A 21755-nucleotide genomic window follows, 5' to 3' on the forward strand; every position below is an offset into this window, starting at 1 on the left:
CGCTTCTCACCGATGTGGGAAACCGCGAGTCATGGAAGCTGTTTTCTTAGTCAGCGCTAATAACAACAGAGCTCAGACAGTCAGGTTTTTTTACGGTGAAACTGAAACTCACTTTTTGTCCATTCATATCTTTTGGTGCTGTATAACTGGTCACTTCATTCTCCGAGCGGCCTCGGGGATAATCAGTTAACGTCAGTTGTGGGTAATGCTTTTTAACGGTTTGAAGTGTGATGCACTGGCCTGATGGTGAAAAATTCAGTAAGGGAGCCATGCCATCATTTTCTTTGCTTACTCGTAAATCAATGGTAGTAATGCTCGTACCCTCCAAAAGCTTGAAATCATCAGCATGGTAGAAGTTCATATATGCATTATTTTTCATGTAGTTAAAATGCAACGACATGTCATTTAGACTCGTAACGGATAACGTTTTGAGTGAGGCGCTCATTTGTGAAATGAACGCCCAGAGATCCTTTTTCTCTGAATCTCCCTCAGCCATTCCCGTTGTTAATAATGCAATAAGCACTGCTACGACCTTACTCACCTTTAGTCGTAAATTTCTCCTGCACCGCCGCATCAATATCCCCTTTATGCCCGGAACCCGGCGCCGTGGTGCCCGGTTGTGTGCCAGACGTATTCAGGTGCAGCTTACCGCCGGTGGTGATATGACCATCTCCTTCAACGAAGAAATTAAACTCTTTGCCGATGAGGTTAATCTTGCCGTTAGCGTTCAGCTCAATTGCGCTTTCACCAGAGACCAGCCGTAGCTTCGTACCAGAAGCAATGACATATTGCTCCACCGCCGCATCCAGCTTGCCTTTGCCCGTCAGGATCTCTGTTCCGCCTTTCACCGCCTGGATCTGATTCGCTTCCACCCGATGCAGTTCATTTTTCTTCACATAATGGCTGCGCTCGCCACCGACGCTGTGCGTTTCATCGTTCTTAATGCTGGTGTCCATGTTGCGCTCAGCCTGGATCCACACCTGCTCTGCGCCCGCCTTGTCCTCAAAGCGCAGGGCATTGGCATTATCCACGGAGCCATCCTTCGTGCGGCTCATAAAACCCATCTGCGTGGCCGCCGCCGGCAGCGCCCACGGCGGCATGCTTGCTTCGTTGTACACCCGGCCGGTGATAATCGGACGGTCCGGGTCACCGTTGATAAAGTCCACCACCACCTCATCGCCGACCCGCGGAATTTGCACCCCGCCGTACCCCTGACCCGCCCAGGCGCTCGACACGCGCACCCAGCAGGAGCTGGTGTCATCCCCCTTCGCCAGACGGTCCCAGTGGAATTTCACCTTCACGCGGCCATATTTGTCCGTCCAGATACTCTCCCCATTTGGTCCCACAACCTTTGCCGTCTGCGGGCCGTAGGTGCGCGGCCACGCCGTGCTCTGCGCCGGACGGTATGACACCGCCGCCGGGATGACCGCGAAATCAGTGCGGTGAAGGGTTTCCCCCTCGCCGCTCGCGTAGCGGTTCTCCTCGAAATGGTAACCCGCCGCCGTGACCAGATAGTCACCGTTATCACTGAAGAACGGGGCGTTAGTCAGGGTGAAGGTGTGTCCCGGTGCAATACCCGCGGCCGTGGCCGTCGCCTGAATCTGCTGGTGCTCCACCTGCCAGCGCTCCTGACGAATACGGGCGTAGAACTCCGCATGCCCGGTCTCAACAAACCGTCCCGGCCAGTCGTACACGTCGATGCTGCCCGGCTTCGGTGACGCCGGGTTCTGCTGGGCCTGGAACAGCCACGCGTTCGGCTTGCGGAAGTCATAATCATCGAGGCTGTAAATCCCCGGCGTCACGCTGTCCTCCAGCGCCCACTGGCTGATGCCTTCTTCATCCGTACTGCCGCCTGACGGCGTCTGGTGGTAAGGAATGACCTCATAGCCGCTGAACGGCTGATGCTGCGTGGCGGCGTCGGTGAGCACCAGGGTGTGCTTGTCGGCGTCGTGGCTGAAGTGGTATGCAATCCCCTCCAGCTCCATCAGACGGCTGATAAAGTCCAGGCTCGACTCCTGATACTGCACGCAGTAGTCCCACACCCGGTAGCTCCCGGTGAGCTTATCCTCCACGTTAACCTGATGTTCACCCAGCAGGGTTTTCACAATCTGCGGCACCGTCTGGCCCTGGAAGATACGCAGGTTACGGTCGCGCTTCATCGGCCACAGGTCCGGCTCCACCGTCAGCTGATACACCGCATAGCGGGTGCCCGTCAGCTCGACGGCACTCACCGCCACGCGGGTGATTTTTCCATTGATATAGCGGGGCGTCAGCAGGCTCTGCGTCGGGATGGTCACCGTGACCGGCTGACCCAGCAGTTTGCTGCGGTCAATGCGCGCATCCGTGCCAAGCAGGGTCAGCGTCAGGGCGAACGACTCGGACATCGCCTCGCGACCTGTGAGTTTCCAGAACAGAAGCCCCTCCACCGGGAGCTGAACGGTAATTCGGTTGAGCATAATCTTTATTCCGTAATGGTTTTATGCTGGAGAAGATAATAAAAAACGGATAAATGAAAAAAAGTCATTTACTATTACATGTAACCAGGCAGATGAAAAATCACCTGGGGGAAATCGTCGAGGAACCTATCATTTAATATGGAACACTTAATTAACTAATTAAAAATACATCCTACGCATGGCACCATACTTTCCCCATGCTAAAAACAAAGCATTGGTATAAAGCACACATTTCTTCCGCAGCGATGAAATTTCCCCAGCACGTCCACAGTGTTACTCCGGAGATGGATAACCCCCTCTCATTCGTCAAGCCGACTTCAGTAATGTGTGGTGGAGTCAAACCTGCTGGCTTAACACGCATGGGAAATATCACCTGGTAATGAAGTATTTCCTTGTCAGTTGAGGTGTACAGCCATTTCCAGTCATTCGCCTCAAGGTCTTCGTTACTGGTAGCGGAGGCTATGGGAAACGGATAGTTGTTCTAAGTGTTTATAATGTCTCTTCACTTAGGCCGCGGAGGCTAGCCAGATACCATAGAATATAAGAATGCATCCAAATGATGCCAGGCATTTCGCCAGCAAAAGCAATCCGGGGCTATATCTGTTTGCCAGTGATGACAAAATCGAATAATTTTGCTCCGTGTTATATCGCTGATGAAAACGCATTATAGCTTCAAATATTGTGCAAAGCATAACGACGAAAAACTTAGCCAATAACAGTGTGACAAATGAAGGCGGAATAACGATTAGTACCAACTCACCATCTTCTTTTGTCATCGAGGGGAAAATTTCCCGCAATCCGATCAACACGAAAACCAGAATAAAAGTGCCGACTAATATAAAAGATAATTTTACGAAAAAAACTACCCATTCTTTTTTGTTAAAACTATCTTTGCCATTCCAGATATAGGCAAGAGCGACCAATGAAAAAATAATAAACCCGAGAAACTTCATTGAATCCGCTGCTCCTTATTCGCTCGCCCGACTATGACAGTCACACCCCCAGTATTAACAATTGGCGCATGGCGGGTTGCGTGAGGATGATCACCGCAACCAGTTGACCGAGCTGCCTGCTGCGGTCGATGCACGCATCCGGATCGGGTCAAGGGCATGACGCAAAGCGGAGACGTGGTTGCGATAACAGTAGAAACAACGGTATCCGTTATGCAACCTTAATCATTGTGCTTACTTTAGCCAAAGACCCGAAAACATAAGGACGCTTCCGAGGGAAATTAAGCTTTTAGCAACGATAAGTAAGCCAGGCGCGACGATGCGTGATATAGACGATATTTTTTCATAATTTTCCACATTGTAGCTTTTGTGCCCCCTCAGAATCCCCGAGAAAACAGTACAGAGCAGCACAACTGTGACCTTTAAACCCCATACGCACAAAAAAGACATAGAAAAAATGATCGAATATTGTTTGGCCGTTGCGATGGAAAACAATGACATCGACTGAGAAAGCCATTTAAACGTAAAGCCAATGACAACTGTGGCTACTAATACCAGAACCAACATCATCCCCGCCAGGAGCCACTTTTTCTTGTTAAAAAAATCTTTTCCATTCCAGATAAGCGCTAGTGTCCAAATCATAAAGAAAATAAAGAAAAACCAATGCATTACAATATTTCCCATTTATCCTCTTTAATCTTTTGTCAAAAGGGCAACACACTCAGCAATAACCATTAATCCCGCCATCTGCCTGAGCGGAAATTACGGCCAGCTCAAACCCTCACTATCCAAATATGAAAACAATTACAAGAAAGTATCTTCAGGAGCCCTGTCGAACAGTTCACCTGCCATTCTGGCGATACGTTCGTGTTGTACCAGTTTGTCTTTCCACTCCTGTGGGATACCGGAATAACCATACAGCGCACCCGCGATTTGCCCCGCCGTAGCCGCAACGCTGTCAGCATCATCGGCAAGATTGGCGGCCAACAGAATAGCATCTCTGAAATTATCCGTATTCCATACGGACCACATCGCGGCCTCAAGCGTATCGATGACATAACCACTTGAACGAATCTGATCGCGAGTTTTTTGCTTATATTCACCCGCGTTGATAATCATTACACGTGGCTGAAGCGGCATGACGTGTGGAGCAAAAACAAAATCTTTATTGCTGCCATTAATCATATGTACAAGTAAATAACTTAAATACTGTGTGCTATTTATTGCTTCCGCGGCACCGTGCGTGGCGATGCTCTGTTTTTTAGCCTCATAAAACGCTTTGCTTAATGACTTTCTAAAAAAAATTGAGACAGGCGCTTGTCTGATAATAGAAGCATTACCTGCAGTTTCTGGCGAAGTATTACCGCTCCACCCAGGACCAACAGTTAAATATTGTTCTAAAGCAAAGCGAGTTGTATTACCTATATCAAAACAGATGCCATTTGAACTGTTATAACCATGCTGATACCATTCCAGAAGCTTATTCCTGAAGCATATAGTATCAGCATCACCCTTCTCAAGAAGCGTTTCCGCAAGACATAATGCCATGGATGTGTCATCCGTCCATTCGCCTGCGCGAAGTCGAAATGGCCCACCTCCTGTCATATCTTTGACGTATGCTCTGTCACGCGGTAAAAATTCGAGCGTAGTGCCTACGGCATCTCCAACAGCGAGGCCAATAAGGGCACCAATCGCGCGATCCCTTGATTCCGCTAGTGAGAGACTACACGATGGTGTTAAATACCATTGTTTTTGTGCATCGCAATCAAAAGATGATTCTAATAGTTTATCATTATATTTATACTGCATTTTCTGCTGGACTGAAAGACTACTAACAGGTAAGTACTTACGATATCTATCTACATATTTTAACAATACATTCAAATTAGCATGTAAATTAATCACCATTCACCCATAATAAAATATATTTAATATCAACCTTAAAATTCATCAGGATATTTCATTTTAAGATTTTGTTGTTTTATTCTATAATTGGCATCAACCTCATGCGGGGGCCTAACCTTTAATCCTCGGCGAATTTGATCAACAATAAACCAGGCATCCGACAGCCTTTCAAAAAACAACTCATCCGAATTATCAAACTCCTTCGCTGCATACATACCGAACGTCATCTTCCATAATTTCGCCTTATCCTTTTCCTTGCCTTCGATGAGGTCCCGCAGAAATAATAATTGTTGTACTGCAGAGTCGTACATTTGCAAAAGCGGGGATTGGGAATTACTTTTTCTAACTTCAGCATATCTCTTTTGAGATAAACTTAATGCTTTTTCAACATAATCCAAGACTGTTATTTCATTCATTGTATTGAGTTAAATTATTAGAGTGAGAGCGCGCCTATTATTCCCGACCACTTCTGCCTGATAAAATCAGTCACCACATTTTATTAAAGGAAGATAATAAAATTAAGAGGGGAAATTAAAAAATCACTTTCTTTATTAATGAGTGACTATCATCAAATATGGTCCACTTGATATTTCGAAATATTTCAACACTGAAAAAGTAAGTTGTTTCGTCTCTCATCCAACTTCGCATCAACACAACATTTTCTATTCAACTTAATGGCACGCTATAATAGCCGCGCCATATGATTTATACAATTACTAGAAATTATCCTCAAGTGCTCTATCGAATAGTTCACCTGCCATTGTGGCGATACGTTCGTGTTGCTCGAGTTTATTTTTCCAATCCTGGGGAATACCGGAATCACCATATAATGCTCCAGCTATTTGCCCCACCGTCGCCGCAACGCTGTCAGCTTCATCGGCAAGGTTGGCGGCCAGCAGAATTCAAAAAAACTGCCTATCACTTACGATATCTTTTTTGTCTTTTCAAATATTCCACATCTTGTTCATGAGGAAGAATGATCTTCAATCCTTTCCCCATCTGCGAAGCTATATAATTAGCATTAGATAAATGCTCAGCAAGTTCGGCATCTGTTGTATCAAATTCTTTAGATGCAAGTACTCCAAGATTCAATGAATGTAATTTACTTTTATCTTTTTCAGCGCCAACCAAAACAGATTTAATATAATCCAACTGGCACTTCACCATAATATACAGTGAAAAATCAGGTTTTGTTTCCAATCGTTTATTGATTATATCAATGGCATCATTGATATAATTCAGCTCGTTATAATTTTCTTTATTCATGAGCACTCTTAGACATATTTTTATCTTAATAAATTCTGTACCCCCTACCTTTTGGCTGGTAGGGATATTTTTAACTAGCCAAATACCAGGCACGGGAAGCAATATTACCGAACTACTCTACTTTTTTTGCATAATTCAGTATATTTTCTATGCTGGCAAAGTGAGTTGTTTTCCTCACATGTAACTTCACATTAACCCAACATTTTCTCTCCAACTGAATGGCACGCTACAATAGCCGTGCCATATGAATTATTCAATTATAAAAAATTATCCTCAGGAGCTCTATCAAACAGTTCACCTGCCATTTTGGCGATACGCTCGTGTTGTACAAGTTTGTTTTTCCACTCCGACGGAATACCAGAATAACCATATAATGCTCCCGCTATTTGTCCTGCCGTCGCCGCAACGCTGTCAGCATCATCGGCAAGATTGGCGGCCAACAGAATAGCATCTCTGAAATTATCCGTATTCCATACGGACCACATCGCGGCCTCAAGCGTATCTATTACATAACCACTTGAACGAATCTGATCGCGAGTTTTTTGCTTATACTCACCCGCATTTATGATCATTACACGCGCGCATAGTGGGAAAACATGAGGGGAAAAAGCTTCTTCTTTTTTATAACCGTTAATTAAATAGTGCAATACCAATCCGAGAAATTGGCATGCATTAATTGACTCTACCGCACCATGAGTTGCGCGACTCTGAGCCTGGGATTCGAAGTAAATCGCGCGCAGCGATTTTCGACGAAAGATAGACACCGGAGCTTGACGAATAACCCCAGCATTACCAGCAGTGTGTTTCTCGGTATTACCATACCAGGAAGGCCCGATACGCAAATACTGTTCAAGCGCAAATCGCGTCGTATTGCCAATATCGAAACACCGACCATTACTGCTATTATCACCGTTAAGATACCATTTAACGAGATATTTTCTAAGTATATCGGTATGCATTCTGTTTTCTGAAAGATAAGTTTCCGCCAGACATAATGCCATGGACGTATCATCCGTCCATTCACCGGGTTTTAAATGAAAAGGTCCGCCACCAATCATATCCGCTACATGTTCACTGTCTCTTTTCTTAAACTCAAGAGTAGTGCCGACTGCGTCCCCAACAGCCAAACCGACCAGCGCCCCAAGTGCTTTATCACGTGAAATATCTTCAGTCGTAATTAAAGGTAATGTTTCATCCCAGGCTTGTGAAGAACTCAAACCATCAATACCGTCATTTTTTATTGCCTTACGGACATTAATTGGCATGTATGTACGATAGCGATCGGCATAATGATTGATTACAGAGTCTTCAGTATGAAGGTCGATCATGGTATTTCCCTTAATTCTATATTTGTTATCCCAAGTTCATCTGACCTGCTGATAACCTCAAACGATGTATTAGGCTTAAATAGCACTTCAGTCTCTGTTGCATTGAATTCTGAAAGGAAGTCAATTTTCCGGCCGGAAAAACCTTCAATACGCATTTGGATAGGACCGCTGAAGCCTTGATTAACATCAGTACTAACAAAGGCTGGATCGATAACTGTTTTGCCCGGAGTATATCCATCCAAGATGTGTGAAGGTAAGCTGTTCATCCCGCGGTATGTCTCTCCACTAAAAGCAGGAAGCTGGTCCAGGCCATCATTTATATGTTGAGTAAATGCTTCCATTTCTTTAGTCATTGGTTTCATACCTCGTAATGCTGGGTTTACCATTTGGTAGCCAGGATCGGTAGTATAACCATACAATGCGCCTACTTGCTCATCACTGAGTAAAGCAGACAAAGCAGGATCACGATTATCTGCCAATTCTCTGCCACGAGTAATCCATTTTTCAGCTCGTTGTTTCCCTACGGCTTCGCTTAAGCTCATCCTCGGCGAAGCTGGGGCTGTAATGGGTTCCGCACTAACGCGCGGCATTGATTTACCAGCTCGCCACGCATCAAACCGCGCCCCGCCTTTCATGCCAGCCCCGCCGCCGATAATCGAGCCGATCAGCATCCCCCATTTCTGACCGTCGCTACCTTCGCCAAACAACATCCCACCTGCGTAGCTACCAACCGTTCCACCACCCATCGCCCCGAGGGTACTCAGAAGTGCGATAGCAGGACTGGCGAGCACCGCCATGGCTCCGGCACCAACGGCGAGCATCGTCCAGTTCACCCATTCCGGGATTTCAGGACTTATTTCATCGGTCTGGACCTTGCTTCCGCCGATAATAACATTACGCGATCCCTGACTAATCTCAGCGCTGCATGTCAATTTATCGCCTGTGCGAGAGGCGGGGAAGTTGTTGATGTAAACTTTTATCGAACCTTCCGCGACCCGTTGCAGGCTGCCGCTGTGCTCATCACACTCTCCGGCTGATAGATGTGCGCGGATCGCCTTTCGGCTGTTGATAAAGACATTGGGTGAACCTTCTTTCAGCGTACCTGTCGTGTGACGCGGTGCCCATGACATACTGCCGAGGAGTTCACCCAACCCACCCGCAGCACATGCCCCAGCCGCAACGGCAGAAACAGCAACCAGCGCGGTCCCTCCGGTGACGACAACGGCAGCAGCGCCCAGAATTGCCCCACCCACCAATCCTGCGATCATCCAGCCTTTTGAGGCTGTATGAGCAATCTCATCATCTACGCGTGCGGCCAGACATTCTGACATAACTATTCGGCTCGCTGTGCCATCAGATACCCACGTATCCGATCGGGTGTATTAAGTTGGTCAGAACCAGAGACCTGGCGGCATACGGAAAGTTGTGAAAGCAAGTGATGTGATTTGTCTGAGGAAGTCGTCCAGAGCGCATAACGAAGGGGTTGGCTGTCCGGAACGGGTGCAATACTGAGTGGTTTACCTTTTTTTTCATAAAGCAAATATTGACCCTCTTTCGCCCGCTGAAGCGAAAGATGTCCATAAAGTTCCTGAATGTTTTCAAAGACACGGAGAACTTTACTCTCACTATCAAGCGCAAAAAAAGGCCCCTGGCTGTCGGCAGCGAGCATTTCTTTGGGATCCGTTTGAGCAGGTTTGTGAAACTTAATACTACGGATAATTTCCTGGTATTGATTATGATAATAATCGCTAAATTCGCCCGGGCATGTGCCGATGTAACACACCATCTTTTGCCCACCAGGATGGTCAGCGAGTAAAATCACCGTCTGCTTCTGAAAAATGACCGAGTTATCATTTTTAAACTGATAAAAAAGCTCTACCGCCGGATGACCATCAACAGAAGTCATCTGAGAGGATTCTAGACGAAAGTCGGGCACTGTAATTTCCAGTTCATGCGCCAGTCGGGTAGCCGCATCATGGACTTTATCTTCGTTTTTTGCCGTCGCACGAGAAACAACAAAAGTAAACTCGCTAGCTCCGTTATCACTCATGGTGAATAAATTCATGGTTCTGTCTTTAAATACATCGGGTAAGGCGAGTGTTGCTTCCTGAAGAATATAATCAGCCATTCGGGTTACTCTTACTTGTTGCCATTAATAACAAAAAAACTATCCACTTCCTGTTGGATTTCACCCTGAAGGGATGCACCAGGCGGATCGATGGCATTTCGTCCGTCATCAGGGTTCAAATGCAATTCGCCGGAAAGCGTATTAATTTGTGCGTTCTGTTTTGCAGTAAAGTTAAAGTTATTACCAATGATATGAACGCTACCGTCTTTTGATAGCTCGATGGCGCTTTCACCACATTCCAGTCTCAGCGTATTACCTGCGGAAAGTATAAAATTATTAACGACCTTATCGTTTCGACTGTTCCCCGTCAGGCATACCACATCGCCTTTAATCCCTGATTTCTGGTTTTTCGCTACCCGTAAGGTTTCATCTTCACCAACAAACTGGGTTCGATTTTTTTCAGTAGAATGTGTTTCGTCGTTTTTGACGTTAATATCCAGATTGCGCTCGGCCTGGATCCACACCTGCTCTGCGCCCGCCTTGTCCTCAAAGCGCAGGGCATTGGCATTATCCACGGAGCCATCCTTCGTGCGGCTCATAAAACCCATCTGCGTGGCCGCCGCCGGCAGCGCCCACGGCGGCATGCTCGCCTCGTTGTACACGCGACCAGTAATAATCGGACGGTCCGGATCGCCGTTGATAAAGTCCACCACCACCTCATCGCCGACCCGCGGAATTTGCACCCCGCCGTACCCCTGACCCGCCCAGGCGCTCGACACGCGCACCCAGCAGGAGCTGGTGTCATCCCCCTTCGCCAGACGGTCCCAGTGGAATTTCACCTTCACGCGGCCATATTTGTCCGTCCAGATACTCTCCCCATTTGGTCCCACAACCTTTGCCGTCTGCGGGCCGTAGGTGCGCGGCCACGCCGTGCTCTGCGCCGGACGGTATGACACCGCCGCCGGGATGACCGCGAAATCAGTGCGGTGAAGGGTTTCCCCCTCGCCGCTCGCGTAGCGGTTCTCCTCGAAATGGTAACCCGCCGCCGTGACCAGATAGTCACCGTTATCACTGAAGAACGGGGCGTTAGTCAGGGTGAAGGTGTGTCCCGGTGCAATACCCGCGGCCGTGGCCGTCGCCTGAATCTGCTGGTGCTCCACCTGCCAGCGCTCCTGACGGATACGGGCGTAGAACTCCGCATGCCCGGTCTCAACAAACCGTCCCGGCCAGTCGTACACGTCGATACTGCCCGGTTTCGGTGACGCCGGGTTCTGCTGCGCCTGGAACAGCCACGCGTTCGGCTTGCGGAAGTCGTAGTCATCGAGGCTGTAAATCCCCGGGGTGACGCTGTCCTCCAGCGCCCACTGGCTGATACCCTCTTCATCCGTACTGCCGCCGGACGGCGTCTGGTGGTAAGGAATGACCTCATAGCCGCTGAACGGCTGATGCTGCGTCGCGGCGTCGGTGAGCACCAGGGTGTGCCTGTCGGCGTCGTGGCTGAAGTGATACGCAATCCCCTCCAGCTCCATCAGACGGCTGATGAAGTCCAGGCTCGACTCCTGATACTGCACGCAGTAGTCCCACACCCGGTAGCTCCCGGTGAGCTTATCTTCCACGTTAACCTGATGTTCAGCCAGCAGGGTTTTCACAATCTGCGGCACCGTCTGGCCCTGGAAGATACGCAGGTTACGGTCGCGCTTCATCGGCCACAGGTCCGGCTCCACCGTCAGCTGGTACACCGCATAGCGGGTGCCCGTCAGCTCGACGGCACTCACCGCCACGCGGGTAATTTTTCCATTGATATAACGGGGCGTCAGCAGGCTCTGCGTCGGGATGGTTACCGTGACCGGCTGACCCAGCAGTTTGCTGCGGTCAATGCGCGCATCCGTGCCAAGCAGGGTCAGCGTCAGGGCGAACGACTCGGACATCGCCTCGCGACCTGTGAGTTTCCAGAACAGAAGCCCCTCCACCGGGAGCTGAACGGTAATTCGGTTGAGCATAATCTTTATTCCGTATGGCTTATGCGATGCAAAGACTCACGGCACTAAATGTGTCATGGCAATACTATGCAGTGTCAGATTGGTTATTTAGCGCGAACTGTTTTGATTATATATATGAGAGAGCCAATCTTTATTATTTCCGATAATATAAATAAAGCAATATTAATGGGAATAATGCTCAATCCTAAACCAACGATCGCCATAGGGAAAAGTGTCACTGAGCAACTGAAGATGATAACGCGCAGCACTTCTTGTATAAGAGCAAAACCGACCGCATATCGATGTTTTGTGAAAAAAAACCAGGCAGAAAAAAGCAAGGAAACTGGCATGAGGAGATAAACAAGATAAAAAGCACCTGTCACTATTCCGTTTACGCCACCTGCTATCAGCATAAAAATAATTACACCCGGATTTCCTCCGGTGGAAACCCACCATGACTCAAGTAAATGGTATGGACCAATCGAATAAAACACAATCCCGATGACATCCATAACACCCCAGAAATAGAAGATTTTATTTTTCGCGGTCATGTTCGCCCTAACCTTTACTTGACTGGTGCTGGCGGCCATTTACCACCATGTTGAATAAGCGTCTCTTTGATTTCAGTTAGTTTTTTATATTCTTCACTGCCTTCTTCTGTTCTGTTCAGATAACGTTGAAGTTGATTACCCATCGTCCAGCCATTGATAGTCTTAATTTCAGGGTCAGTACCGCGTTTCAGCAAAAGGAGCACGTGATCGTAAGCGTGGTAATCCAGCGCGGCTACTAACAATGTACTACCCAGTGAGTCGGTAATATTAATATCCGCTCCGCCGTCAAGCATCGCCTTGAGTGTCTCGGTATTTTTCGCTTCGATACTTTCGAATATTATAGGCTCACCAAACGTTTTGTCTTTCGCATCTGGAGATAATCCGCCGTCCAGCATCGCCTTTATCCACACGTCGCTGTCCGCTTTTAATACTAATTCTGCAGGCGAACTTTTTCCCTGCGGCCTCGGCTGCAGCGGATCTGCGCCAGCCTTAATCAGAGTAGTGATAATTTTTAAATGTTCAGGCGTTTTTTTATCGTTAAGTGAATTCATCACCGCCCAAAACAACAGGGTCATGTCCTCTTTACCGGGTTTGTTTAAATCAGTTTTCGAAGCTAGCTTTTTCACCTCATCGCCGTCACCATTCTCAATTGCGCGCGCTAATGTGAGCTGGTCACCATTAAAGTAATTATCTGGTTGTAAATCCATATTTTGCTTGCACCCCTGAACCATAAACATTAAACAAAGCGCTACCCAGCCAATAATTAGTGATTTCACGCGCGGCTCCTGATAATAGAGATATCCTCATCCTTCTGTTGTTCAATACAGTTTATCGCTTGATCTATTCCATGTCGGTCAAATGCACTCCCCATTCCACCAGGAAGGTCGTGAGCTATTCCGGCAGCATTGGGCATAATGGCAGAAATCTCTTCTTTCGCTATAAGTGCTGGCACGTGCCCTTTTACCATTTTAAAATCTTCCCAAACATTTACTTCCTGAGTCCTGGTCAGCAGTTCACCCTCGACGCGGTAAGCCTGAATGTTATCCGTGCTGCCCAATATGCTTCCGCCATATTTCTCGACGGTACCGGAATTTAGGCCAGAAGCATTAAACGTCCATCCCGCCATACCGCTTGCCATAGAGGTGGCTGATGCTAAACCTCCCCCAAGAGAGTGCCCCGCAATGTCTATTTTTTGACCTGATTTGGCGAGCTGCTCGCCCATACTTACGGCTCTTCGGTAATAATCCGACTCCAACCCAAGCCCCTGCGCACCGTTATTTTTCCAGTCAGTCATGTTCTTCATGGGGAAAAACTCTGGTTGCCTCGACCCTCTGAACACCAGCGTAGGGTTCATATCGCCACCAAAAACGTCAGGGTCAGGCTGATAGACGCGTGCCAGAAAATCAGGATCCTCACTCTTGTCATAAAGTGTTTTACTTTTAAGACCTAACTTCTTTAGCACCGATGCATCGTTGCTTATATCCTTCCAGCCCTCTGGCACCCCCGGCGTTGTCTCCAGCGGATTCACTGTCTTATAAACATTCTCAGCAAGCTTCGCTTTCTCCACCGCAATATTATTCGCCGCCAGTCGTTTAGCGGCGATCTGCGCATCCGGGTAAAGGCTGTTACTACCCTTCGCGATCAGATCCTTACGCGCCTGCCAGCGTTCCGCCTTGGTCATCTGCTGTAGCTGCGAAGCATAGGTTTTACCGTCTTTACCCGGCGTGGCCTCATCCGGCACCTGTGCCGCTTTGGATTTCACCACCTGCTTCGGCAGTACCGTCGGCGCAGGACGGGCACCGTAGGTTCGCACCATGGTTTCGTAGCGATCGACGATTGTGCTTACCGGATACCAGCCCAGACCGGTAAGCGAGGCCGCCTGCAGTCGGCCATCGGCATTGATATAAAATATCTCCGTTACCGATGACCAGTTACGGAAACTCTCGTCGATGGCAACGATCCTGCCGATATCGAGATCCTGCACGATCAGCTTACGGGTATCGCGTCCTGACTGATAGGGATTCGCCCCGGTGATGGAATGCAGCAAATCGTAACGCGTAAACAGCGAGCGCAGCGAATTGTCGGGAACTGACATTATCCACTGCCCGGCTACGGACGGGCGGATAATTTTCGCGAAAAGCGCTGGCGAGACATTCTCGCTGAAAAGATAGACAAACTTGAGGTTATACATTCGCTCCGTCCTGTTACCAGTCCCTGCTTACCTTACTTACGGATTCACCAGCCAGGTGCCAGGCTTCGCGATATCCAGCGTCTGGGTACGCGTTTTCCCGTTGCCCTGCAGTTCAATTCTGGCCTCGCCCGCAGGTAGCTTGAGCGATGCATAACCGTTATTCGCCGGACGCAGTGTTTTTGGCTCACTGTTCACTTTCAGGGTCTCACCGTCAAGAATACGGATATAGACCAGTGCCACCGGGCTGGCATCCACCGGCGGGGTGGCCGGTTGCGCTGTCGCAGTCGGTGCAGTCTGTTCACTGGCTTTCGCCGTTTCCGGTTTCACATCCGGCGCGTTCGATGCAGTTTCAACGGTGCGCGTCTCAGCGGGGGCCTGCGCCGCCTGCTCTGGCGCATCATGGTCGCCACCGCTAAACAGCATCGCTCCGGCGACGACGCCAACCAGCACGCCCGCAGCAACCATTGCCGGGATTTTGTACCGGTGCCAGTCCAGTGCAGAAGCCGGTGCCTCTTCCTCTACCGGTACCAGCATCGTGCCCGGTTTTTTCGCGCTCAGTACATCGTCGATACCCGCTACCGGCATCTCAATCAGCGCCGCGAATTCATCGATGGACTGCGGTCGGTCTTCCATGTGCAACGCCAGCGCCCGGTCAATGGCCTGCAACAGCGAGAGGGAATAGCCCTGTGGCTGCAGTTCCACCAGCGGTTTGCAGGTGTCCTGGATTGAGCGCACCACGCTGACCGGCGGCGGTGAGCCGACAATCAGGGTACGCAGCACGGCGCCGAGAGCATAAATATCCGTCCACGGGCCCTGCTCGCTTTCGTTGTCGTCAGTGTACTGCTCGATCGGCGCAAAGCCCGGGCGCAGCATGGTTTCCGTCTCGTCAGAGAGATTACCAATGGTGCGGCGCGCTGAGCCGAAATCGAGCAGAACCGGCAGGCCGTTGTCCTGAATCTGGATGTTATCCAGAGAGATGTCGCGGTGCAAATAGCCTTCGTCATGAATTGTCTTAATGGCACCGAACAGCATGGGCAGCATACGACGGATCCAGGCTTCGTTAATCAGCTCCGGTTTTTGTTCGCGCAGGCGGGAGAGCGTGGTACCGCTATAGAACAGCGTTCCCATATAGGCCGTATCGTTTTGCACCCAGAAACGCAGCACGTGAAGCAGGTTCGGGTGGTTGAAGCGCGCCAGCAGGCGGGCTTCCTGAATGAAGCTGTTCAGACCGGCGGAAAACGCTTTGCCAAAACGTTCGCTGCGCAGTACCAGCGTCATATCGTCGCCGCGCACGGCGAGCGAGGCAGGCATAAATTCTTTGATAGCGATAGTGCGTTCGAGCTGATGATCCCACGCGCGATAGACGATGCCGAACCCGCCGCCGCCGATCACCTCTTTAATTTCAAACTCGTTGAAGCGATACCCGACCGGGAGCGCGTTTGGGACAGTCCGATTGTTATCATTATCCGTCATCTTTTACAGTTCTCTTGATGATTATTACGCGGCAAACTGACAGTGAAACTCGCCCTGCTCACAGGTGACGTGCAGACGTCGGTACTGCTCATCGCTGCGGCTGGCGGTAAGTAATATCTGGCTCATCTGAGGCAGCAAGGTGTTTGTCAGAATAGCGTCCACCATGCGGCCGCCAGACTCCACCTCGGTACAGCGCTGAACAATTTGTTCCACCACGCTGTCATCAAACTCGGAAATAATATTGTGATTCTCTTGCAGACGACGCTGAATGCGTTTGAGCTGCAGGCGGACAATCTGCCCCAGCATCTCGTCGCTCAGTGGATAATACGGCACCACCAGCAGACGGCCCAGCAGCGCCGGCGGGAAGACCTCCAGCAGCGGCTGACGCAACGCGCCGCTTAACGCCTCAGGCTCAGGCATCAGTTCCGGATCGGCACACATGGCGCTGATCAGATCGGTGCCGACGTTGGACGTCAGAATAATGATGGTGTTACGGAAATCAATATGGCGGCCCTCGCCATCTTCCATCCAGCCTTTATCGAAGACCTGGAAGAAGATTTCATGTACATCCGGGTGCGCTTTTTCAATTTCGTCCAGCAAGACCACGCTGTACGGGCGACGGCGAACGGCCTCGGTTAACACCCCGCCTTCACCATAACCCACGTATCCCGGAGGCGCACCTTTTAAGGTGGAAACGGTGTGGGCTTCCTGGAATTCACTCATGTTGATGGTGATAACGTTCTGCTCACCACCATAAAGCGACTCCGCCAGCGCCAGTGCAGTTTCCGTTTTCCCCACGCCGGACGGGCCACAGAGCATAAATACGCCAACAGGTTTGTTCGGATCATCGAGTTTTGCCCGCGAGGTTTTCACGCGACGGGCAATCAGATCCAGGCCGTGACGCTGGCCGATGACGCGCTGGTTGAGGGTATCAGCCAGGTTGAGCACCGCATCAATCTCGTTTTTCACCATCCGGCCCAGCGGGATACCGGTCCAGTCAGAGACCACCGCCGCCACCACATTTTCATCCACCGCCGCAAACAGCAGCGGCTCGTCGCCCTGTAAAGCGTTGAGCGCCTGCTGCTGTGCGTTAAGCGCGCTGCGCAGTTCGCCGGTCTCGTCATCACCCGCGGCAAACAGCGCGGCACGCAGGCGGATGATTTCAGTCACAAGAGCACGTTCCTCTTCCCAGCGCTGGGTCAGGGCTTCGCGCTTTGTTTCGTATGTATCGCGCTCGGCGGTCAAGGCTGCGACGCGCTCCGGATCGCCGGCACCCACGCGCGCTTCGCGTCCTGCAATCTCGATCTCCACATCCAGAGCCGCGAGATGGCGCAGGCAATCTTCCAGCTGTGCCGGTGGCGCGCTCTGGCTGACCGCCACGCGGGCACAGGCAGTATCAAGCAGCGCAACGGCTTTATCCGGCAACTGGCGTGCCGGAATATAACGATGTGAAAGCTTGACCGCCGCGCTGACCGCTTCGTCGAGAAGCAGTACCTGGTGATGCGTCTCCAGCGGTGACACGGTGCTTCGCAGCATCAGAATGGCTTTGGCTTCGTCCGGCTCGTGAACCTGTACCGTCTGGAAACGACGGGTCAGCGCCGGGTCTTTCTCGATGTATTTTTTGTATTCCGCCCACGTGGTGGCACCGATGGTGCGCAGTTGCCCGCGCGCCAGAGCCGGCTTGAGCAGGTTAGCGGCATCACCGGTACCCTGCTGGCCGCCTGCGCCAATCAGGGTGTGGATCTCATCGATAAACAGAATGACTGGCGTAGCGCTGGACTGCACTTCATTAATCAGGGCCTGTAGACGCGCCTCGAACTCGCCTTTCATGCCTGCGCCGGCCTGCAGCATGCCGATATCCAGCAGCCAAAGCTGAATATTCTGCAGCGGTGCCGGCACGTCGCCTTCGGCGATACGCAGCGCCAGCCCTTCCACCACCGCCGTTTTGCCAACGCCAGCTTCCCCGGTCAGCAGCGGGTTATTCTGGCGACGGCGCATTAGAATATCGACCATCTGGCGGATCTCTTCATCGCGCCCGACAACCGGGTCAATCTTCCCTTCACGGGCGCGCGCGGTCAGGTCCTGACCATACTGGGCCAGCGTCCCCTGTGCGGCAGGCACCGTACCGGCTGGCGTATCCGCGGCAGCGGCCGCCTGCTGCGTCTCTTTGCTCTGAGCGCAAATCGCATCAAACTGCTCGATCAGCACGTCGACGTTAAGGCAGCTAAACTGCGCCGAGATGCTTTTCAGCACGTTGGCCAGATTCCAGGTTTTCAGGATGCCAATCAGCAAATGCCCGCCGCGAATACGGCTGACGCCATACTTCAGCGAGCCAAACACCCACGCGCGCTCCACAGCGCTGTCGATATGTTCTGACAGATCGGAAACAGAACTCGCGCCACGTGGCAGCGCATCCAGTGCGGCCACGATATCGCGCGTCAGCTGCTGTTCATCGAGAGCAAAATGACGTATCACCTGTTGCAGATCGCCATCCTGCTGCTGCATCAGCTGATGCAGCCAGTGCACCAGCTCAACATAGGGGTTGCCGCGCAGCTTGCAGAACGCGGTGGCGCTTTCCAGTGAGGTAAATAACAGCGTATCCAGTTTGCCGAAAAGCACGGCACGGCTGATTTCTGACATGTTCGGTTCCGTTGATAACAATGCGTTAGAAAAATTATCGCTCTGCGCGATACACCAGATCGCCACGTGGGACAGGCTGAGGTTGAAGGCCCAGCCAGGTGTTGTAACCTAACCGCCCGGCGCTACCGAGCGAGGCACCCTGCACCGCGTCGGCGCGCAGAATAACCCGAGTTTCCCATTCAAATTCCACCCCTGCGTACTGGCGTACCCAGTCGCGCAGTTCAGTGACCCACGCTTCGCCTGGCAGGAAGCGGTTGTACTCTTCCGCGCTCAGTGGGCCGATTTCGATACGAAACTTGTGCTGCACGTCGCGCACCGCAACGCCGAGAAAAGCGGATTCTCCCATCCGCGGCAGTCGACGCCCTTCACCCAACTGCGCCTGCTCCCGCGGCGAAAGCGGCATCCACTGCGCCACGTTCGTGACCAGTTTTACCGGGGCGTGAAAATAGTTGCGCAGGATCTTCTCCAGCCCTTCCGGATCCCGGGCGTGACGTGTCAGGTGTCCGGCGTGAGTAAAACGGGCATGTGCGCTCAGGCTGCCTTTGGTCATCTGCCCCGGCTGGCCCATGCCGATCAAGGATGCCAGGTACCCCTCAAAGCGTTTGTTGTCCGCGCGGTCAAGAGAGACGGCGGGCTGCGCATCAGCCCAGGCACGGTAAAACAACAGCGTCAGGCGATGATGGAACAGATCGGCAAACGCGCTCAGGCTGGTGTCCTGATGATGATGAATACGCTCCCGGGCGTACTCTGTCATATGGACAGGCAGCGGGCCATTTGGACCAAACAGACCGAAGCTGAGGATAGACACCTCGTGCAGCCCGTTCTCTTCACGCTGGCGCACCTGCGCGAGGGTCGACGGCGCAAAGCTCATCGATGGCTGCTGACCGATACGTAACGGCTCAAATTTCGGCAGCGGCGCGCGCCCCAGCGGATAACGTTCACCGCCCTGGGCATCAATGCGTCTTAATAGCTGGAACAGATCGTAGCGCCACGGCGTCTCGCGAACGCCGCGCCAGAAAGCGTCCGGCAACGGCGTCAGGCGATGGACACGCAGCGGCGCGGAGGCGACTTCGCTCATAGTAGTGCCCTTTTCCCCATACGCGGTGCCCAGTAGCCAATCTCACCGCGCTGCTGACTCTTCAGCGTGAATTCAGTAAAGCTGTTGATGGACACAAGGCGGGCAAACAGACGTTCCAGCACGCTGCCGAAAAGCCAGGGGCTGGCGCCGGAAAACGCACGCTCATCCACCGTCAGAGTAATGCCGATCCCACGCGCAAAGACCACCGGACCCGGCTCCGGGACGCGACGGTGAACCGGCTCCAGCACGCAGTGGCGAACGCCCTCAACCTGACGCGCAACCGGCGTCTCCGCCAGGTTAGCATACAGCCCTAACAGCTGACGCAGGGCGGCGGCACCCTCTTCGTTTTCGCTGTCCATCAGGCTGAGATAGTTCATCTGCAGTTGGCTGATCAATCGCCAGGTGCTAAACCCTTCGGCCAGAGCCGGGCGTGGCGGCGTTGGGCCTTTTCGCAGGGTCAGGGATTTCACCGGCATGGAATCGGCCATGATGAACTGTCCGAGCTCCTGCTGAAGCATCAGCGGCAGGTCGCGGCTGGTGCACAATACTTCCGCGGAGATATAGCGCAGATTTTCCTGCCAGGGTGCATGCTGTTCATCCACTAGCGAAACAAAGACTTCGGAGCCGATATAACCGGTGCGGGTGCCGTAGCGCAGGGCATGTTCAGAGAGCACTCGCTGCTCGCGGCGCAGGGAAAAATAGGCGCCGTAGTTGCCCGCATCACCGCTCCAGGTGCTCCAGAAAGGACGAAATGTCTGGTCGTCACGCTGGCCGTCGGCACTGCCGAAGATTTTGTTTACCGCATAAATTTCATAATCCAGGGGACGGATGTTATCCACCACCAGATGATATTCATGCTGGCTCTCGCTCAGCTTCTGCCGCGCCGCCACTTTCGGGAAAAGGTTGATCACCGGCGTGCAATGCATCGCCAGATGGCTGGCATCAACCACCCGCTCCAGCTGCTCATCGCTTTTATCCAGCAGGATGAAAATATCGAACGCTTTTTCATTTTCACAGCGCTGGATAAGCTTGCCCAGACCGCTGAGGCTGATAAAGCGGAACCGTGCCGGAAACGCAAAGTATTCCTGCAGCAGACGATAGCCGTCAAAGTTGCGCAGGTCGTCCGGAAGCAGCGCCTGGTCCGGCTCAAACCCTTCCTGTCGTAAGGCATCCGCAGAGAGCAGCTGTCGCTGCGGGTGCTTGCTGACGGTCTGGCAGACGATCCCGGCGTGGTGCTCCATGACCAGCTCAAGCAGCTTGAGCGCCTCAATATCCGGGCCGCTAAGGAAAAACTCCAGACGATCAAAATCCAGATGCCCAAGATGCTGCGGGCCATCGCAGGCAATGCGGATCCGTAACGCGCTGTTGATCCCCCGCTGGCTCAGGCCCAGCTGCGCCAGCGGCAGATCGGCAGGCACACCGCCCAGCTCGACCTTATCGATTTTCAGCGGCAGCAGATTAACTTCATGCGCCGTGGTGTAGCTGCAGGTGACCCCGGTCTTTTTCAGCGCCAGGCTGTCCATCATGGTGCCGCGCGGCACCTTAAAACCGTTGCTCAGATCGCCACGCGTGCTGTCGGGCTGGATTTCAGCAATCGCCATTGAGGGAGTTGGCGCGAGATAGTTTGGCGCAATCATTTCCAGCAAACGCTGGGAGAAGCGCGGGAACTCCGCATCCATTTTCATTTGCACGCGGGAGGTCAGGAACGCGAACCCCTCCATCAGGCGTTCGGTATACGGGTCCGCCACTTCGATGCCGCGCATGCCCAGTCGACCCGCGACTTTGGGATAGCGCTCGGCAAATTCAGCGCCCATTTCACGCAGATAGGCCAGTTCACGGTTGTAATATTCGAGCAGTTTACTTTCCATGA

The 21755-nt window shown here is 51.7% G+C and carries 18 protein-coding genes and 1 pseudogene; all 19 read right to left on the bottom strand.

Features of this window, described 5'->3' with window-relative positions; genetic code table 11:
- Positions 1 to 46: 46 nt before the first annotated feature.
- The 19 genes and pseudogenes from AM379_RS21635 to tssF all read right to left on the bottom strand — a co-directional run bounded on the left by AM379_RS21635 (position 47) and on the right by tssF (position 21753).
- A complete protein-coding gene (locus AM379_RS21635) occupies positions 47 to 523 on the bottom strand; it encodes a hypothetical protein (protein WP_236900311.1) in 477 nt (158 codons plus the stop codon).
- Between the two features lie 10 nt (positions 524 to 533).
- Positions 534 to 2456, bottom strand: coding sequence for a type VI secretion system Vgr family protein (locus AM379_RS21640; RefSeq protein WP_106504219.1), 1923 nt, complete (start codon positions 2454 to 2456; stop codon positions 534 to 536).
- 506 nt (positions 2457 to 2962) lie between these two features.
- Positions 2963 to 3409, bottom strand: a complete 447-nt coding sequence (locus tag AM379_RS21645) for a hypothetical protein (RefSeq protein ID WP_032678386.1) — start codon at positions 3407 to 3409, stop codon at positions 2963 to 2965.
- Between the two features lie 231 nt (positions 3410 to 3640).
- Positions 3641 to 4090, bottom strand: coding sequence for a hypothetical protein (locus AM379_RS21650; RefSeq protein WP_050816912.1), 450 nt, complete (start codon positions 4088 to 4090; stop codon positions 3641 to 3643).
- Positions 4091 to 4210: 120 nt separating this feature from the next.
- Positions 4211 to 5314: an ADP-ribosylarginine hydrolase Tri1 gene (tri1, locus tag AM379_RS21655; RefSeq protein ID WP_080472150.1), complete on the bottom strand. Its 1104-nt coding sequence runs from the start codon at positions 5312 to 5314 to the stop codon at positions 4211 to 4213.
- A 32-nt stretch (positions 5315 to 5346) separates the two neighbouring features.
- Positions 5347 to 5727: an immunity protein Tsi6 family protein gene (locus tag AM379_RS21660; RefSeq protein ID WP_106504220.1), complete on the bottom strand. Its 381-nt coding sequence runs from the start codon at positions 5725 to 5727 to the stop codon at positions 5347 to 5349.
- 300 nt (positions 5728 to 6027) lie between these two features.
- Positions 6028 to 6213 (bottom strand): annotated as a pseudogene (locus AM379_RS21665) (ADP-ribosylglycohydrolase family protein); the annotation flags it as partial.
- Positions 6214 to 6229: 16 nt separating this feature from the next.
- Entirely contained in the window at positions 6230 to 6577 is a 348-nt protein-coding gene (locus AM379_RS21670) for an immunity protein Tsi6 family protein (protein WP_032678388.1), read from the bottom strand.
- 257 nt (positions 6578 to 6834) lie between these two features.
- Entirely contained in the window at positions 6835 to 7905 is a 1071-nt protein-coding gene (gene tri1 / locus AM379_RS21675; protein WP_032678389.1) for an ADP-ribosylarginine hydrolase Tri1, read from the bottom strand.
- Positions 7902 to 9236: a PAAR domain-containing protein gene (locus tag AM379_RS21680; protein WP_106504221.1), complete on the bottom strand. Its 1335-nt coding sequence runs from the start codon at positions 9234 to 9236 to the stop codon at positions 7902 to 7904. Before AM379_RS21680 ends, tri1 (AM379_RS21675) begins: the two co-directional genes overlap by 4 nt.
- A 2-nt stretch (positions 9237 to 9238) precedes the next feature.
- Complete coding sequence (locus tag AM379_RS21685; protein WP_032678391.1) at positions 9239 to 10033, bottom strand: DcrB-related protein; 795 nt, start codon at positions 10031 to 10033, stop codon at positions 9239 to 9241.
- Positions 10034 to 10044: 11 nt separating this feature from the next.
- On the bottom strand, positions 10045 to 11973 hold the full coding sequence (locus tag AM379_RS21690) for a type VI secretion system Vgr family protein (RefSeq protein ID WP_106504223.1): 1929 nt from the start codon (positions 11971 to 11973) through the stop codon (positions 10045 to 10047).
- Between the two features lie 83 nt (positions 11974 to 12056).
- Positions 12057 to 12542 carry a hypothetical protein gene (locus AM379_RS21695; RefSeq protein WP_236900312.1) on the bottom strand — a complete coding sequence of 162 codons (486 nt, stop codon included), beginning with the start codon at positions 12540 to 12542 and terminating at the stop codon, positions 12057 to 12059.
- Positions 12518 to 13240 carry an ankyrin repeat domain-containing protein gene (locus AM379_RS21700; RefSeq protein ID WP_198922454.1) on the bottom strand — a complete coding sequence of 241 codons (723 nt, stop codon included), beginning with the start codon at positions 13238 to 13240 and terminating at the stop codon, positions 12518 to 12520. The genes AM379_RS21695 and AM379_RS21700 overlap by 25 nt, the downstream gene beginning before the upstream one ends.
- A 35-nt stretch (positions 13241 to 13275) precedes the next feature.
- Positions 13276 to 14694 (bottom strand): hypothetical protein, encoded by a 1419-nt coding sequence (locus AM379_RS21705; protein WP_020883471.1) that lies wholly within the window; start codon positions 14692 to 14694, stop codon positions 13276 to 13278.
- A 36-nt stretch (positions 14695 to 14730) separates the two neighbouring features.
- Positions 14731 to 16167: a serine/threonine protein kinase gene (locus AM379_RS21710; protein ID WP_032678393.1), complete on the bottom strand. Its 1437-nt coding sequence runs from the start codon at positions 16165 to 16167 to the stop codon at positions 14731 to 14733.
- A gap of 24 nt (positions 16168 to 16191) precedes the next feature.
- Complete coding sequence (gene tssH, locus AM379_RS21715) at positions 16192 to 18807, bottom strand: type VI secretion system ATPase TssH (RefSeq protein ID WP_106504224.1); 2616 nt, start codon at positions 18805 to 18807, stop codon at positions 16192 to 16194.
- 34 nt (positions 18808 to 18841) lie between these two features.
- Positions 18842 to 19885, bottom strand: a complete 1044-nt coding sequence (tssG, locus tag AM379_RS21720) for a type VI secretion system baseplate subunit TssG (protein ID WP_025203894.1) — start codon at positions 19883 to 19885, stop codon at positions 18842 to 18844.
- The gene (tssF, locus tag AM379_RS21725; RefSeq protein ID WP_040017737.1) at positions 19882 to 21753 is read right to left on the bottom strand and encodes a type VI secretion system baseplate subunit TssF; all 1872 of its coding nucleotides are present in this window, start codon (positions 21751 to 21753) and stop codon (positions 19882 to 19884) included. Before tssF ends, tssG begins: the two co-directional genes overlap by 4 nt.
- Between the last annotated feature and the right edge of the window lie 2 nt (positions 21754 to 21755).

Source organism: Enterobacter cloacae complex sp. FDA-CDC-AR_0132, assembly GCF_003010695.1.
GTDB classification, from domain to species: Bacteria; Pseudomonadota; Gammaproteobacteria; order Enterobacterales; family Enterobacteriaceae; genus Enterobacter; species Enterobacter ludwigii.